This window comes from Aeromonas rivipollensis (assembly GCF_010974825.1).
Classification (GTDB): Bacteria; Pseudomonadota; Gammaproteobacteria; order Enterobacterales; family Aeromonadaceae; genus Aeromonas; species Aeromonas rivipollensis.
On sequence record NZ_JAAILA010000010.1, the window covers coordinates 15779 to 27740 of the forward strand.

Annotated in this window: 12 protein-coding genes; 3 read left to right on the plus strand and 9 right to left on the minus strand. The window is 59.6% G+C overall.

What is annotated here, in order from left to right; translation table 11 throughout:
- Positions 1 to 238 precede the first annotated feature (238 nt).
- Positions 239 to 1678, minus strand: a complete 1440-nt coding sequence (locus G4923_RS06670) for an alanine/glycine:cation symporter family protein (protein ID WP_106887516.1) — start codon at positions 1676 to 1678, stop codon at positions 239 to 241.
- A 724-nt stretch (positions 1679 to 2402) separates the two neighbouring features.
- Here G4923_RS06670 and tal point away from each other — a divergent pair.
- Both tal and G4923_RS06680 read left to right on the plus strand, forming a co-directional pair.
- On the plus strand, positions 2403 to 3353 hold the full coding sequence (gene tal, locus G4923_RS06675) for a transaldolase (protein WP_139745836.1): 951 nt from the start codon (positions 2403 to 2405) through the stop codon (positions 3351 to 3353).
- Positions 3354 to 3546: 193 nt separating this feature from the next.
- Entirely contained in the window at positions 3547 to 3726 is a 180-nt protein-coding gene (locus G4923_RS06680) for a DUF3545 family protein (RefSeq protein WP_043762059.1), read from the plus strand.
- Between the two features lie 98 nt (positions 3727 to 3824).
- Here G4923_RS06680 and G4923_RS06685 read toward each other — a convergent pair whose 3' ends face one another.
- Positions 3825 to 4373 (minus strand): hemerythrin domain-containing protein, encoded by a 549-nt coding sequence (locus G4923_RS06685; protein ID WP_106887518.1) that lies wholly within the window; start codon positions 4371 to 4373, stop codon positions 3825 to 3827.
- 166 nt (positions 4374 to 4539) lie between these two features.
- Positions 4540 to 5226 (minus strand): uracil-DNA glycosylase, encoded by a 687-nt coding sequence (ung, locus tag G4923_RS06690; protein ID WP_163136252.1) that lies wholly within the window; start codon positions 5224 to 5226, stop codon positions 4540 to 4542.
- A gap of 597 nt (positions 5227 to 5823) precedes the next feature.
- Here ung and grcA point away from each other — a divergent pair.
- Entirely contained in the window at positions 5824 to 6204 is a 381-nt protein-coding gene (gene grcA / locus G4923_RS06695) for an autonomous glycyl radical cofactor GrcA (RefSeq protein WP_025326187.1), read from the plus strand.
- Between the two features lie 105 nt (positions 6205 to 6309).
- On the opposite strand, the gene G4923_RS06700 is transcribed toward grcA, so the two are convergent.
- The 6 genes from G4923_RS06700 to prfA all read right to left on the minus strand — a co-directional run bounded on the left by G4923_RS06700 (position 6310) and on the right by prfA (position 11955).
- Positions 6310 to 7593 (minus strand): dicarboxylate/amino acid:cation symporter, encoded by a 1284-nt coding sequence (locus G4923_RS06700; protein ID WP_111910312.1) that lies wholly within the window; start codon positions 7591 to 7593, stop codon positions 6310 to 6312.
- Positions 7594 to 7897: 304 nt separating this feature from the next.
- A complete protein-coding gene (gene kdsA, locus G4923_RS06705) occupies positions 7898 to 8752 on the minus strand; it encodes a 3-deoxy-8-phosphooctulonate synthase (RefSeq protein WP_106887521.1) in 855 nt (284 codons plus the stop codon).
- Positions 8753 to 8790: 38 nt separating this feature from the next.
- Positions 8791 to 9591, minus strand: coding sequence for a SirB1 family protein (locus G4923_RS06710; RefSeq protein WP_106887522.1), 801 nt, complete (start codon positions 9589 to 9591; stop codon positions 8791 to 8793).
- A gap of 11 nt (positions 9592 to 9602) precedes the next feature.
- Positions 9603 to 9986 carry a SirB2 family protein gene (locus G4923_RS06715; RefSeq protein ID WP_163136254.1) on the minus strand — a complete coding sequence of 128 codons (384 nt, stop codon included), beginning with the start codon at positions 9984 to 9986 and terminating at the stop codon, positions 9603 to 9605.
- Between the two features lie 41 nt (positions 9987 to 10027).
- Positions 10028 to 10861, minus strand: coding sequence for a peptide chain release factor N(5)-glutamine methyltransferase (gene prmC / locus G4923_RS06720; RefSeq protein ID WP_163136428.1), 834 nt, complete (start codon positions 10859 to 10861; stop codon positions 10028 to 10030).
- A 5-nt stretch (positions 10862 to 10866) separates the two neighbouring features.
- The gene (prfA, locus tag G4923_RS06725; RefSeq protein WP_163136256.1) at positions 10867 to 11955 is read right to left on the minus strand and encodes a peptide chain release factor 1; all 1089 of its coding nucleotides are present in this window, start codon (positions 11953 to 11955) and stop codon (positions 10867 to 10869) included.
- Between the last annotated feature and the right edge of the window lie 7 nt (positions 11956 to 11962).

The following is an 11962-nucleotide window of genomic DNA, read 5'->3' on the forward strand; positions in this document are numbered from 1 at the left end:
TCCTCTCGGTTGCTTGGGATCGCCGCACCAGCGACGAGCTATGGGGCCAGCATAACGGGCCAAGGTGTGCTGGATGTGAAGTGGCGTGAAGTCTCGTCGCTGTTGCCAAGAAGGTCTTCAGCCCGCCCCCTGTGAGCCCAGTCATCCCATGCCACAGCCCCGGGCGGGCATGGGCCCATATAGCAGAGGGGAGCCCATGGCTCCCCTCTTTCATTACCCAACCGGATCAACCCAGGGCTCAGGCCTGCTTGCTCTTGGGCGGGTTGTCCCAGATCCCCGCTTCCAGCTGGCTGCGGATCTCCGGGTACTTGTTGGCGTCGAAGGTGGGGACGCGACCCAGCTTGAGCTGATCGTTGTAGTCCTTGGCCAGCTTGATGGCGACCCCCGAGAGCAGCAGTATGGCGATCAGGTTGACGATGGCCATCATCCCCATGGAGACGTCCGCCAGGGCCCACACGGTCGGCAGCTCGCCCACTGAACCGAACATCACCATGCCCAGCACGAACATCCGGAACAGCATCAGGCCGCCCTTGTGGTTGTGCTCCAGGAACACCAGGTTGGTCTCGGCGTAGGAGTAGTTCGCCACTATGGAGGTGAAGGCGAAGAAGAAGATGGCCGCCGCGATGAAGATGTTGCCACCACCACCGACCTGGGAGGAGAGCGCACGCTGGGTCAGCTCGACCCCGGTGACCCCTGAGCCCGGCTCAAACTGGCCGGACATCAGTATGATGGCGGCAGTACAGGTACAGATGACTATGGTGTCGAGGAAGACCCCCAGCATCTGCACATAGCCCTGGGACGCAGGGTGCGGCGGATAGGGGGTGGCGGTCGCGGCGGCGTTGGGGGCAGAGCCCATACCGGCTTCGTTGGAGAAGAGACCGCGCTTGATGCCGTTGATCATCGCCTGGGAGATGGCGTAACCCATGGCACCGGAACCCGCCTGCTCGATGCCGAAGGCCGACTTGATGATGAGAACAAAGACCCCGGGCAGCTCGCTGATGTTCATGGCTACCACGAACAGCGCCATCAAGATGTAGGCCAGTGCCATGAAGGGCACCACCAGCTCGGCGAAGCGGGCTATGCCGCGGATGCCGCCGAAGATGATGAGACCGGACAGCACCACCAGGGCCAGACCGCTGACCCAGTCAGGGATGCCGAAGGCGACGTTCATGGCCAGGCTGATGGAGTTTGCCTGCACCGCATTGAACACCAGACCGAATGCCAGCAGCAGGCAGAGGGAGAAGACCACCCCCATCCAGCGCATGCCGAGCCCACGCTCCATGTAGTAGGCGGGACCACCACGGTAGTTGCCGTCTTCATCCTTGACCTTGTAAAGCTGGGCCAGGGTACTCTCGACGAAGGCGGTGGCCATGCCGATGAAGGCGATCAGCCACATCCAGAAGATGGCGCCAGGGCCCCCCAGATAGATGGCGACGGCCACGCCGGCCAGGTTGCCGGTGCCCACACGGGCGGCCAGGCTGGTACACAGGGCCTGGAAGGAGGAGATGCCGGCACTGTCGGATTTGCGGCTATTGCGCAGTACCGAGAACATGTGGCCGAAGTGGCGGATCTGGATAAACCCCAGGCGGAAGGTAAAGAAGAGTCCGACCCCGATCAGCAGGTAAATGAGCACGGCTCCCCACATCAGGTCGTTAATCATTGCAATCAAGGTGTCCATAATTCTCTCGTTGTTATCACATCCATGGTCAGTCTGCGCTGACCGCTCTCTGTCAATTTCCGAATTAGCATTGCGCCGAAGGGGCGGAATCTAGCATAGGGAGGGAATTCAGAATAGTGATTAGGCTCACTGGAAAGACAAAAAACGAGCGATTTGATGCAAAAAAGCTTCATTTAGCACGCAAATAATCAACAAAACTTGATGCGCAATTCTACAGCCGACAAATAAGACCCGAAAGGGGCTCGCTTGTCGATATTCCCATGACGGTAAAAACAGATGCCTTGACCGGCGGCGGTAAGGCAAGCGTTTGCCTCTGATGTCGCCCAGCCAGGGGCTTGTCACGCCAAACGTTTTACACGTAATTAAATTTCAAGTAGCTGACAAGAGTATTTGTGTGACCCACTGCACAAAATGAAGAATCAACTAAAAAAGTTGCTTTTGTGCCGGTCGCAGGGCGTTGCCAAAAAATCAGTAAAAGTCGTTTTTTATCAGATACTTTCCTCCTGTCGCTCCCCCCTCTCCCACCACCTGGGTGATTCACGTACAAGGCTCCCTATTGCAGGAAGCGCCACATCCGTATTAATTAGGCAGGCAGTGGCGATGGGCCACCCCCATCGTGCTTTTCTGAGCCTGAGTCGCCGGGATTTTGTAATTTTATTTCAGAACGGCCGTCTCACGCCCGCAACCCCTGGGATTGCTCCCTCATATAGAGATGATATTTGCTATGGCCGATAAATTAACCCAGCTGAAAGCCCTGACCACGGTAGTTGCCGACACCGGCGACATCGAAGCCATCAAGCGCTACCAGCCCATCGATGCCACCACCAACCCCTCCCTGGTGTTGAAGGCATCCGAGATCCCCGAGTACGCGGCGCTGATCGAAGACGCCATCAACTGGGCCAAGTCCCAGAGCCAGGACAAGGCACAGCAAATCATCGACGCGGGCGACAAGCTGGCGGTCAACATAGGTCTGGAAGTACTGAAGATAGTCCCGGGCCGTATCTCCACCGAGGTGGATGCCCGTCTCTCCTTCGACACCGACGCCAGCATCGCCAAGGCCCGCAAGCTGATCCGCCTCTACAACGAAGCCGGCATCACCAACGATCGCATCCTGATCAAGCTGGCCTCCACCTGGGAAGGCATCCGTGCCGCCGAAGTCCTGGAGAAAGAGGGCATCCAGTGCAACCTGACCCTGCTGTTCTCCTTCGCCCAGGCCCGTGCCTGTGCCGAAGCCGGCGCCTTCCTGATCTCCCCGTTCGTGGGCCGCATCCTCGACTGGTACAAGGCCAAGCACAACCGTGACTACACCGCGAGCGAAGATCCGGGCGTGGTCTCAGTCACCGCCATCTACGACTACTACAAGCAGCACGACTACCAGACAGTGGTGATGGGTGCGAGCTTCCGCAACACCGGCGAGATCCTGGAGCTGGCCGGTTGCGATCGCCTGACCATAGGCCCTGCCCTGCTGGAAGAGCTGAGCAAGACCGAAGGCGCCGTGGTGCGCAAGCTGAACTACACCGGTGAGCGCAAGGCAAAGCCGACCCCCATGACAGAAGCACAGTTCCGCTGGGAGCTGAACCAGGACGCCATGGCGGTCGAGAAGCTGGCCGAAGGCATCCGCATGTTCGCCGTCGATCAGGGCAAGCTGGAAACCATGCTGGCCAGCCGTCTGTAAAAGACGGGCCGAGGCCATCTCGGCCAACCCCCTCCACAGGAGGTGTTGCGCCGATAAAACCGGGCTCCCGAAAGGGCAGCCCGTTTTTTTTTATCCACCTTCCCGATTGTCACAACTTGGTCATAAAAACGTTTTATTTTCAAATGCGTCGTGTTATACGAATGGTGAAAACCATAAAACCAAGGAGGGAGCCATGGACATGTTCAACTTCGATTTTGACGAGGTCGTTGAGCTGGGTTCACGTAGCCGCGGGACAACGGGAAAGAAACGTAAATGGCGTGAGATAGAGGCGCTTAAAGACAAGCACCGCCTGCAAAAGGAGCTGCAAGCCATCGACATCGCCTACGAAGGTTCGGACGAACTGGAGCTGTAGTGTCACCGGCGTCGCCCGTGGCGGCACAGACCCACTGACACAGTAAAACAAGACGCCCCGGCCAAGCCGGGGCGTCGTTTTTTGGCCCGCCTGCCATTTCAGGATGAGGGGGGCAACGAGAGCTGCTTGGCCAGCGCCTGGAAGTGCTGGCTCACCTCGGCCCCGAACAGGGGATCATTGATGGCCCTGTTCTGCCAGAGCTGCTCGAGTTGACGCCAGTCATCTTCGGTCAGGGAGTCACGCAGATGGGGGAAGATCACCCCCTCCTCGTAGTTCATGTGGGCCTCCTGCTGCTCGATGAACTGCTCCAGCTTGGCGGTGAACTGCTCAAGCGGAATGACGGCGTCCATCAGTATCATCTCCACCATCTCCTTGAGCTCGGTGCCAGCCACCAGCAGGCGGGCGTGCTCCTCATGCAGCCGGTTGGCGACCTCCCCCTCCACCACCCTGTATTTCAGGTAGTAGTCATAGATCATGTCCTCCTTGGGGTGATGGAACTTGTCGGAGACCTCCCGCAAGTAGTCCACCACGTCCCTGAGCAGGAAATAGCTCACCGGCTGCTCATTGCGGATGGCTGCCAGCTTGTGCTTGAGCAACGTCAGCAGCCTGGCGATGTTGAGGTGGTCCTTATGGAGACTGGATAACATGAGCACTCCTTGCGCTGAATTGAAAAAGAGACTGTCTCGAGTATACGGTCATTTATCACCCGAACTTTGCACTCAATCAAGTCAGTTGCAGACAATCCCCGCCCCGGCGATGCAGACAAGCGAGCAAGCCTGCTCGCCCTGGCCACTCGCAGAGGCGGGAAGAGGGTCAGGCCGGCACCGGCTGGTGATGGCAGACCGAGAGCCAGTCGATGGGGCTCATCCCCTGCTGCACCAGCAGGCGGTTTGCCTCCGAGAAGTGGCCACAGCCGATGAAGCCGCGGTGAGCGGACAATGGGCTGGGATGGGGAGCCGTCAGCACATGGTGACGCGCTCTGTCGATGAAGCGTCCCTTCTTCTGGGCATGGGCTCCCCACAGCAGGAAGACCACCCCCTGGCAGTGGGAGTTGATCCGCTCTATGACCCTGTCGGTGAAGGTTTCCCAGCCCAGATGGGCATGGGAGTGGGCCATGCCCGCCTGCACCGTCAGCACAGTATTGAGCAGCAGCACCCCCTGGGTGGCCCAGGACTCCAGGAAACCGTGACCGGGTGTGACAAAACCCGGCAGATCCCGCTGCATCTCCTTGTAGATGTTGACCAGGGAGGGAGGCGTGCGCACCCCGGGCAACACGGAGAAGCAGAGGCCGTGGGCCTGATCCGGCCCGTGATAGGGATCTTGCCCCAGGATCACCACCTTGACACTGTCCAGCTCGGTCAACTTGAAGGCATTGAACACCTCGGTGGCCGGGGGGTAAATCACCTTGCCCGCTTCCCACTCCTCCCTGACGGTCGCCAGGGTTGCCTTGAAATAGTCCTGCTCTTTCTCAGAACCGATCACATCCTTCCAGGTCAGCACGCCAGTCTCCTCTCTCTGTGAATCCACTACTTCTGGCACCCCAATATCCTCGATGAATGCCGCAAGGGGCTCAGGATAGGGGGCCGGGCAGCAAGACGCAACCGCGACTCGGCTCTGGGGGATGGCCACCCCTGCGCCCCTGCGCCCGTCAAAACCCCTGGAACCTGCCTATCGAGGTGATGGTCGATGACCGCAGCCATCAGCGCCTTGACGGCCGCGCACCTGGCCACCCAGCGAGGTCCTGCCCTGATCTTGTAAGACGCCCGACCCTGACCTTATAAAGAGAATAACGGCTAAAGATGTAGTTAAATTACTAGATATACCCAATAAAAAATGCATAATTCATATATCTTACAAAATCATAAAAATGATCTATTTTTGATTAATCTCAATGAATTAATCCCTTTCCTCGCGCGCAAAATGCGTCTTTATTGATTTGGATCAATTTTTGTATTATTACCATCGTGGTATATATGACCCCAACGAAGTAAAGGTGTAAGGCAAGGCCCCGTTAAATCATCCCGTCATCAAGGTGGTTTAAAAACATCAGGGTAATGTGCTTACCGTTGAATCCGCTTTCCTATGAGGAGTCATACCATGATCAAGGGCATCCAAATCACCCAGTCCGCCAACGCCGCACTGCTGAACTCTTTCTGGCTGCTGGATGAAGAGAAGCAGCAAGCTCGCTGCATCTGCGCCAAGGGCGACAGCTTCGTCGCCGATCAGGAAGTCGCACTGTCCGACCTGGGCCAGTTCGAATACCGTGAACTGCCGGTCCAGACCGAACCCGTGGTCGAGGGTGGTCAACACCTGAACGTCAACGTGCTGCGCCGTGAGACCCTGGAAGACGCCATCGCCAATCCGGAGAAATACCCGCAGCTGACCATCCGCGTGTCCGGTTACGCAGTGCGTTTCAACGCCCTGACCCCGGAACAGCAGCGTGATGTGGTCACCCGCACCTTCACCCAGAGCCTGTAATTCCCTCTGCGGTCATCTGCACCATGAAAAACGGCCCACTCGGGCCGTTTTTTATGGGCAAGCCACAGTGCCTGCCCATCTCTCCTTGCAGACCGCGCCTGTCGGCTATCCGTGCTGGTCGACCTTCTGCACGGCGACCGGGTTGGCAAGCACCTCGTTCATCTTCTGCTCGTCGAGCTGATCGCAATAACGCGCCACCACCAGAGTCGCCACGCCGTTGCCAATGAGGTTGGTCAGGGCCCGCGCCTCCGACATGAAGCGATCTATCCCCAGGATCAGCGCCAGCCCGGCGAGTGGCAGGTGCCCCACCGCCGAGATGGTGGCCGCCAGCACGATGAAGCCGCTGCCGGTGACCCCGGCCGCCCCCTTGGAGGAGATGAGCAGCACCACCAGCAGGGTGAGCTGCTGGAACAGATCCAGCGGCGTATTGGTCGCCTGGGCGATGAAGACGGCCGCCATGGTCAGGTAGATGGAGGTGCCATCCAGGTTGAAGGAGTAACCGGTCGGGATCACCAGGCCCACCACCGACTTCTTGCAGCCGAGCGCCTCCATCTTCACCAGCATGCGCGGCAATACGGATTCGGAAGAGGAGGTACCCAGCACGATCAGCAGCTCTTCCCGGATGTAGGAAATAAAGCGCACTATGCTGAAGCCATTTGCCCTGGCAATGCTGCCCAGCACCATGAAGATGAATAGCAGACAGGTCACATAGAAGCAGGCAATTAACTGACCGAGCTGAACCAGCGAGCCGATCCCATATTTCCCTATGGTAAAGGCCATGGCACCAAAGGCGCCAACCGGTGCCAATTTCATGATCATGTTGATGATGCCGAAAATAACCTGGGAGAAGCTGTCGATCATATTGAAGACTAATTTCCCCTTCTCGCCGATATGGTGCAGGGAGAAGCCAAACAGCACCGCAAACAGCAACACCTGAAGAATGTTGCCGCTGGCAAAGGCGCCGATCACGCTGCCCGGGATCACATCAAGCAGGAAGGCGATGATGCCCTGCGACTTGGCTTGCTCGGCATAGGCCGAGATGGAACTGGCATCCAGCGTGGCGGGATCCACGTTCATGCCGACCCCGGGTTGCAGCAGGTTCACCACGCACAGCCCGATGACCAGGGCTATGGTGCTCACCACTTCAAAGTAGAGCAGCGCTATGGCACCGGTTTTCCCCACCGCCTTCATGCTCTCCATGCCGGCGATGCCGGTCACTACGGTGCAGAAAATAACGGGGGCAATGATCATCTTGATTAATTTCACGAAACCATCACCCAGTGGCTTCATATCAGCCCCGAGGTCGGGATAGACATGTCCCAGAAATACCCCCAGGGTGATCGCAAGCAGCACCTGGAAATAAAGGCTGCTGAATACTTTCTTGTGCATGATTAACGTCCTGTTAATTAATTGACATCTCATATGGCAGAAATAGGCATGCAGGGAGCCGTCACGAGAAAATATCCTTCTCTCGCCGGCGTCATGCTATTTCATCATCGCAACGGCGCCACTTTCACACGTTATAAGAAGCAATTAAGAGACATCAATCACACAACATATTTAACATCATTAACACCACAGCAACCGAGATATAGTTGGTCGACGATGTATTTAAGACCCTATTGAAAACATTCTGGATAAAAAAATGCCCCGCATGGCGGGGCAGCTGGCATCACTAAAGCGGCGTGCTGGATCAGGCGGAGGTATCCAGTGGCTCGAAGCCCTTGATGAGATCGTCGATGGCCTTCATCTGCTTGAGGAAGCCTTCCAGCTTGTCCAGCGGCAGAGCACTCGGGCCGTCGCAGCGGGCCACTTTCGGGTCCGGGTGGGATTCGATAAACAGGCCCGCCAGGCCGACCGCCATGCCGGCACGGGCCAGCTCGGTCACCTGATCCCTACGACCACCGGAGGCGGCCCCCAGGGGATCGCGGCACTGCAGCGAGTGGGTCACGTCGAAGATGACCGGATAGCCGCCGGTGCTCTTCTTCATGACGCCCAGGCCCAGCATGTCCACCACCAGGTTGTCGTAACCGAAGTTGGCACCGCGCTCGCACAGGATCAGGCGATCGTTGCCGCACTCCTCGAACTTGTCGGTGATGTTTTTCATCTGGCTCGGGCTCAGGAACTGCGGCTTCTTGATGTTGATGACGTTGCCGGTGCGGGCCATGGCCTCCACCAGATCGGTCTGGCGTGCCAGGAAGGCGGGCAGCTGGATGACATCCACTACCTCGGCAACCGGCTTGGCCTGATGCACTTCATGCAGATCGGAGATGACCGGCATGCCGAAGGTCGCCTTGAGCTCCTGGAAGATCTTCATCCCCTCTTCCAGGCCCGGGCCACGGTAGGAGTGGATGGAGGAGCGGTTCGCCTTGTCCCAGCTCGCCTTGAACACGAATGGTATGCCCAGCTTGCTGGTCACTTCCACGTACTTCTCGCACACCGCCATCGCCATGTCGCGGGATTCCAGCACGTTCATGCCGCCAAACAGCACGAAGGGCTTGTCGTTGGCGACGTCGATCGCGTTGATCTTGATATTCTTCTGTTCCATCTCAGCATCCTTAAGTGAAGAGGCTTCCCCAGACCCCCTCAATGGAGGGGCTTGGGGCTAAGATCCAGACTGGCCAGCTGGGTTTTCAGCACGTCGGCCACAGGATCGTCCGGGCATTGTTCAATAAAGTATTCAAAATCGTCGGCGGCGAAACGGGGGCAGTCGAGCTGCTCGTAGATAAAGCCCCTATCCCGCGTCTCCAGCGGATCTCCGGGCTTCATGCGCAGCAGCAGCTCGCTGCAGCGCAATGCTTCTGTCATGCGCTCCTCCCTCAGCAGGGCCCCCTTGCTGACGTTGAGCAGGCGTTCGATGATCTCCCACTGCCCGCAGGGCTGCAGATGGTCATCGCTTAAGGTAGCCAGGTTGCCGAGGGCACCGCGCAGCAGCAGCTCGATACGATGCAGACTCAGCTCGTCACCGTTGAAGGGGTCCACATAGACCTCCCCTTCCAGGCCGGCGAAGCTCACCAGGAAATGGCCCGGGAAGCAGATCCCCTCCACATCCAGGCCAATCTTGCGACCCAGCTGGATGATGAGAATGCCGAGGCTCACCGGTATGCCCTTGCGCTGTACCAGCACCTGGTTCAGGTCGCAGTTGGCGGCAGAGAAATAATCCTGCCAGTCGCCCCGAAAGCCCAAGGTCTGGTAGAACCCCTGCAACAGCTGACGACGCACCTCGTCACAGTCCCCTTCGACTATGGCCTCGTCCAGCCAGGTATCGAGGCGGGCCAGCTCGGCCTCTCCCGCACCGCCATGGCCCAGGATCTCATCGCTCACCGACAGTGCCAGTTCGGCCAGGTCGTGGGCCTCGAAGTCGGTCCACTCATCCACACGTATCATCGTCGTCATCCCTAACCGAACAGGCTGGCCTGTTTCAAGACAGCAAGCTTGGCGATAAAGAAGATCCACCCCAGGGCGCCCAAGAAGGCAAACCAGCGGATGCTGTTGCTGCGTGCCAGCCGCAGCGCCATCATGCCGAGGAAGGCCACCGCCAGCACGGCGCTCAGCTTCTCGCTGAGCCAGGGGATCCCATTGTTGAGGGGATTGAGATCCAGCACCATGCACAGCAGCACGCCAGAGAGCACCACCAGGCCATTGAGCCAGCCGCTGGCCTGCAGCACCCGGCCGTTACGGGCAAGAATGGAGCCGGTTTGGGCCCAGTAAAAGCGCAGCATGAACATCAGCACGGCCCCGGCAATCAGGGTGAGGTGCAGATGTTTGAGAGCAACATACATATGGTTTCCTTGCACAGGGGCGGACAGTTCCGCCCGTCATATCACTGAGCCAGGCGCCCCAGGGTCACCCGCTCGTTATCCCCATAATCCCGCACGGTTTCCACCTGGCAGTAGCCCTGTTGCAGCAGAAGCTGACGCACCAATGCCCCCTGCTCCCAACCGTGCTCCAGCAAGAGCCAGCCCCCCGGACACAGATGGGCGAGGGCACCGGCGACTATCAGGCGAATGTCCGCCAGCCCCTGCTCGTCCGCCACCAGGGCGGAGCGGGGCTCGAAGCGCACGTCCCCCTCCTCCAGATGGGGATCAGCCCCGTCGATATAGGGCGGATTGGAGACGATCATCGCAAAACGTGGCGCATCCGACAGGGGCTCGAACCAGCTGCCGTCCCGCACTTCTATGGGCAACCCCAGCGCGGCGCTGTTGGCGCGGGCCAGGGCGGCGGCATCCGGCATCCGATCCACCGCCCATACATCGGCATCGGGCCGCTCGGACTTGAGCGCCAGCGCAATAGCGCCGGTGCCGGTTCCCAGATCCAGCAGGGCACAGGGGCCGGCAGGCAGGCGCGCCAGCGCCTGCTCCACCAGCACCTCGGTGTCGGGGCGCGGGATCAGGGTGGCCGGGCTCACCTTGAGGGGCAGCGACCAGAACTCCCGCTCGCCGATGAGGTGGGCTATGGGCTCACCGGCCAGGCGGCGGTCAAGCCAGGCTTGCAGTGTGGCCTGCTGGGCGGCATCGAGCTCGCGCTCCGGCCAGGTCATCAGGTAACTGCGCCGGCAAGCCAGCAGATGGCAGAGCAGCGCATCGGCGTCGGCACGGGGGGATTCACCCTCGGCCAACGTCGCCATGATATGGGCACGAGCCTGCTGGATCTGCATGGGCATCAGTTGCTCTCGGCCAGGGAGGCGAGCTGATCCGCCTGATACTCCTGCACCAGCGGGGTAATGACGCAATCCAGATCCCCTTCGAGGATCTCCCCCAGACGATAGAGGGTGAGGTTGATGCGGTGCTCGGAGAGGCGCCCCTGGGGGTAGTTGTAGGTGCGGATGCGCTCGGAGCGATCCCCTGAGCCCACCAGGTTGCGGCGGGTGCTCTGCTCGGCGGCGCGGTGGCGCTCGTCCTCGGCCGCCTGCAGGCGGGCGGAGAGCACCGACATCGCCTTGGCACGGTTCTTGTGCTGGGAGCGCTCATCCTGGCACTCCACCACCAGGCCGGTGGGCAGGTGGGTGATGCGGATGGCGGAGTCGGTCTTGTTGACGTGCTGACCACCGGCCCCGGAGGCGCGGAAGGTGTCGATCTTCAGCTCGGAGGGGTTGATCTCGATCTGTTCGGCTTCCGGCACTTCCGGCAGCACGGCCACGGTACAGGCGGAGGTGTGCACCCGGCCCTGGGATTCGGTCTCGGGGACCCGCTGCACCCTGTGGCCGCCGGATTCAAACTTGAGGCGGCCGTAGACGTGCTCGCCGTCCACCTTGGCAATCACCTCCTTGTAGCCGCCGTGCTCGCCGTCGTTGCAGCTGACGATGGAGACGCGCCAGCCCTGGCGCTCGGCATAACGGGAGTACATGCGGAACAGATCCCCGGCGAAGATGGCCGCCTCGTCACCACCGGCGCCGGCGCGGATCTCCAGGTAGCAGTTGTTGTCATCCTTGGGGTCGCGCGGCAGCAGCATCACCTGCAGAGCCTGCTCCTGCTCCTCTAAGGTCGCCTTGGCGAGCGGCAGCTCCTCCTGCGCCATCTCGCGCAGGTCGGCGTCGTCCTCTTCCAGCATCATCTTGGTGGTCTCGAGGTTCTCCTCGGCCTGACGGAAGCGCTGGAAGGCATGCACTATGTCTTCGAGCTGGGCATATTCCCGGGTCAGGGCACGGTATCTGTCCTGATCCGAGGCGACCCCGGGCTCGCCGAGCAGGGCCTGTACTTCTTCGTGGCGCTCGATGAGGCCTTCCAGCTTTCTGATCAATGACGGGTTCATAAATCTT